Below are 3,769 nucleotides of genomic sequence, written 5' to 3' on the forward strand. Positions count from 1 at the left end.
GCCGCGTTGAGAAGACGCAGCGCGCGCAGGCACGGCTGCTGGAGCTGTGCACACGACATCATCTTCGTGCGCGATAAAAATGGTGTAATTACGAACCGGAATCAGGCAGCAGGGACGGAAGAAGAAGCGATTGGGAAAGCCCATCGACGAACTTCTGAGTTCGGTGTTTCCGCTGCAAGTAATCCGCAATTCAAAAGAGGCGGGCGCGCCGACCACACGTCCCGGACAGCGCGGCAAACGCCACAGTACCTTCCAGTAGAATCCCTGGCAAACATCGAAATTACCTGGCGCCACAGCCAGAGCCCTCCGCTGACGAATTGAGGAACAAGCACCGTTTCCCCAGTGTGTGCCCCGCCCCAACGACTACTGATGAAAGGCTGACGTTTCGCGACCGTTCCCGGCGGCCGCAACGTGATGCGTAATGTCCTTGAACCGCGAGACGCACAGGCATTCCGTTTGCTGAGGGAAGCTAACTGTATCAAAGGCGCGCCGCATGTAGCGTCGCATCAGACTTGGGAGCACGTGATGAAAACACTGGATGCAACGTCGCGCGTGGGCGGCGGCGTTGCGGTGGTGGTCCTGTCCGCAGCTTTGTCCAGTTGCTACTACTACGTGCCGTACGGCTACGTTCCCTACGGCGAAGTGCCGACGGCAGCGCCGCAGCAGCAATACCCTTTCTCAATGACCGACGCAGCCGCGACCGGTGCGGCGGCGTCAGATGTAACTGCATCGACGAACACCTATATCGCACCCGCCGCGCCCGTCTTCGTCGGGCCTGCGTATTACCCCGTCGCGTATCCGTACTACGGCTGGCCCGCGTGGTGGGGACCATCGGTGTCACTGAGCTTCGGCTATTGGGGCGGATGCTGTTACGGCGGGGGCCGGCACGGCTACTGGGGCCATGGATATCGGGGCGGTTGGGGCGGTCATGGCGGCTGGGGTGGGCACGGATACCCGGGGCATGGTATGGGCGGCGGCCATTACTGGGGCGGCGGCGGAGGTCACGGGCGTTCGCATTGAGCGCCAGAAAGAATTGCGCTCGTGTTCAACCCTACCCCAACAGCTTGAACCGCGGGCGAACCGGCCGGAGGTTGCCAACGGCCTCGCGTAACATGCAACGCTCGGGGCCAATAAATTACTGTCGCCGAATAGGATGCTGTTGGACTTTTGTGCCCGTGCACATTTCTCAGCATGACACTAGATGGCCATCCGCCTGCATTAAAAGAATCCGCCAGACAAGGCTCCTGCGAGAGGTGGCTCTCTGGCCGAAAGCACCGCTGTGCAAAGTTGAGGCGCAGACCTGATTGGGATGCATCTGCGTTTCAGCTTCCTCGTCTGAGAATCAGCTCAGCTACTTTTGTTCGGGCTGCAATCCCCAAGGTGCCCCATCGAGTGGACCGTCTAGAGAAAGGACCATGACTGCGGTCCTGTCAGAAAATGTGAGGATTGCATGGCGGTTCAAACCTTGGACACCGGCTTGCTTGCTTTGTCGATGAGTTCCACAGTCTCCTTCGCCGCAGCCGTGGCCTGCTGATTCAGTGCTTTACCTGCGTCCCACATTGCCCCGAACCCCTTCGACCAGAAAGCGGTAATCACGTCGTTTTGCGCCGGTGGGTTTTTCGCCAGGTTATCGATAATTACCTGAGTCTCGCGAACGTACCCGCTGGCCAGCTTTTCAGTTGACGCGAGCAGTTGATGTTGCGCCTCTGTGGCAATTTCATTCACATGTTGCCAATAGGCTTGCACCTTCCTGGTGGTTGCTTGCGACTGCCGGGATTGCAGTTCGAAGAATGATTGAGGGTCCCTGGCGGAAAGAGCAAGGGCCTCTGACGCGACAGCCTCGTTCTCCAGAATCGAAGCTTTGGCCGCCTGCAGGTTCAATGCGACGAGCTTTTCGTAAGCCTCAAGACCAGTATTAAGAAATCCGTAAAGGGCCTCAAGGCCGACCTTGTGTGCAGCAGCTACCTGCTCGGGAACTTGCGTGTTCATCGGTTTAGACTCCTGTGTAAATAGAGGCACTTCGATTGATTCGGCCGGTGCTGAGTCGCGTCCCGCCCGTCGGCTGGAATAGTGTGCCTTGACGCGAGAAGCGAATCTTGTCGTAGCGCGTGGGGTCTCATGCCGCACGCTGCGTGCGGCATGAAACCGGCACGTTCTCAGAGCGGCTGGATATTTGCGGCCTGCTTACCCTTTGGTCCGAGCTTGACCTCGAAGCTGACCTTTTGCCCATCGCTAAGAGACTTGAAGCCGTCCGACTTCACTTCGGAAAAATGGGCAAACAGGTCTTCGCCACCATCGTCCGGCGCGATGAAACCGAAGCCCTTTGCGTCGTTGAACCACTTCACTGTGCCCGTCTGCATCATCTGATTCCAAGGAAGTTAAAAAAGAGTCATTGACCCGCCGTAAAAAACTTCAAAAGTGTCGCTGAAGGCGCTGTTGCACGCGCGGACGCCTGGGGAGAAGAACGTTACCGCTTCCCGGAAAACAAGCAGTGTCTGGCCTGCGAATGGTTGTTCGGTTGCAAGCCTGCTTCGATGGAGCGCGAAGGGCAGGCATCTGCGCCATCTGCTTGTGTGCGCCAGTCAGCCGTTCCAAGCCTGTGCCCGTCAGATGCCCGACAGGTGGCGGGACCAGTCTCAGGCAGTCTGCATTCGACGCCTCGAGTCTGCGGGAGCGCTGGCGAGACGGTCGAGCAACCGCTGTAGCCGTTCCCGTTGTCGTTGCAAGAGTCCGGGCGTCGCATACGCTTGAAGAACCCGAGCGCGCCAGTAGGTCTGGGCGAACAACGAATCTGCACCTTCTGTGCATAGGACCCGCTCAAGATGCGTAACTGCAGGGTCAAGGTTTTGAGGCGTGTAGGGACTCGTCCAGGCGCTTGCGTTGGTGGCAACGTTCACTGCGTTCTCTCCCTCACATATAGTTTTTCTGACAAACGGCACGCTGCACACGGTGCGTCCAGCTCTCAGTCACGATGCTATTAGTCAGATGTTTAGTACGGTTTGCTAAATTTAGTGAAAAAGATACAGGAAACACGGTCCCCCATAAACCGGGTTAACCCGTCAATGCGCAATCTCCATCGCTCAAAATACGGTCGCGTTTACATATGACGTATCGAGCCTCTACTGTCGATGGAAAGGGTTTCGAAGTTTGATTTTTAGTGCTTGTGTTGCTTTGTAGCTGAGGTTGTTCGTACCTAAGACACGGAGCCCTGAAACGCCGCTTGCTGCAGCTATATAGCAGGAATAGTCGCCCCGTTTCGTTAATCGGCTGGAGCCTCGGCGGAGCGTACGCGCGCGAACTACGAAGAAGCATCCGGAGCTGGTGCCGCAGGCCATCACCCTCGCGACTCCGTGTCGTGGCTCGCCTTCTTGCCAAGCGTCGGCACGGCACCTTTCGCACGTTGCTCGATAACTGCGTCACCAAGCTGTTTTAGCGGCAAACCGTCATTCGCGCCGAAACAGTGAGGGCGCCGCTGCGGTTCGACACTAGCAACCTATGGCGCAGCTCCGCAAGCTCCCGTCGTTCGGCCTTCGCACTCGTGGTTATAAAAGGACGCTGCACGCGGCATCACGCTAGTTGCGACCGGCGTGAATTCACATGGCTGCGCTGTGCTTCGGCGGGGAACGGCCAGACGGATTTTCACCCCTTACCTGGGACGCCTCCCTGATGGATGCGGCAATCTCGGAGCCGAACAAGAAAACGATGGCTGAAAAGTATAGCCACATCATTAGCACGGCAAGAGAGCCTGCCGCACCGAACGAGTTTGCGG

Annotated in this window: 4 protein-coding genes; 2 read left to right on the plus strand and 2 right to left on the minus strand. The window is 57.7% G+C overall.

Annotated elements, in window-relative coordinates; all coding sequences use genetic code 11:
- Both QOC89_RS22375 and QOC89_RS22380 read left to right on the plus strand, forming a co-directional pair.
- The coding region (locus QOC89_RS22375) for a hypothetical protein (protein ID WP_323047012.1) at nt 1-321 on the plus strand (321 nt) is incomplete at its 5' end.
- A 204-nt stretch (nt 322-525) separates the two neighbouring features.
- Nucleotides 526-1,020, plus strand: a complete 495-nt coding sequence (locus QOC89_RS22380; protein WP_323047013.1) for a hypothetical protein — start codon at nt 526-528, stop codon at nt 1,018-1,020.
- A gap of 438 nt (nt 1,021-1,458) precedes the next feature.
- Here QOC89_RS22380 and QOC89_RS22385 read toward each other — a convergent pair whose 3' ends face one another.
- Entirely contained in the window at nt 1,459-1,989 is a 531-nt protein-coding gene (locus QOC89_RS22385) for a phasin family protein (RefSeq protein ID WP_323047014.1), read from the minus strand.
- A 167-nt stretch (nt 1,990-2,156) separates the two neighbouring features.
- Nucleotides 2,157-2,360, minus strand: a complete 204-nt coding sequence (locus QOC89_RS22390; RefSeq protein ID WP_323047015.1) for a cold-shock protein — start codon at nt 2,358-2,360, stop codon at nt 2,157-2,159.
- Between the last annotated feature and the right edge of the window lie 1,409 nt (nt 2,361-3,769).

It is taken from the genome of Paraburkholderia sp. (assembly GCF_034668105.1).
In the GTDB taxonomy this organism is placed as follows: Bacteria; Pseudomonadota; Gammaproteobacteria; order Burkholderiales; family Burkholderiaceae; genus Paraburkholderia.

Bases quoted from the DNA above. Each gene is read 5' to 3' on its own strand.
- QOC89_RS22390 (WP_323047015.1), bottom strand. From the start codon at position 2,360: ATGCAGACGGGCACAGTGAAGTGGTTCAACGACGCAAAGGGCTTCGGT.
- QOC89_RS22380 (WP_323047013.1), top strand. From the start codon at position 526: ATGAAAACACTGGATGCAACGTCGCGCGTGGGCGGCGGCGTTGCGGTG.
- QOC89_RS22385 (WP_323047014.1), bottom strand. From the start codon at position 1,989: ATGAACACGCAAGTTCCCGAGCAGGTAGCTGCTGCACACAAGGTCGGC.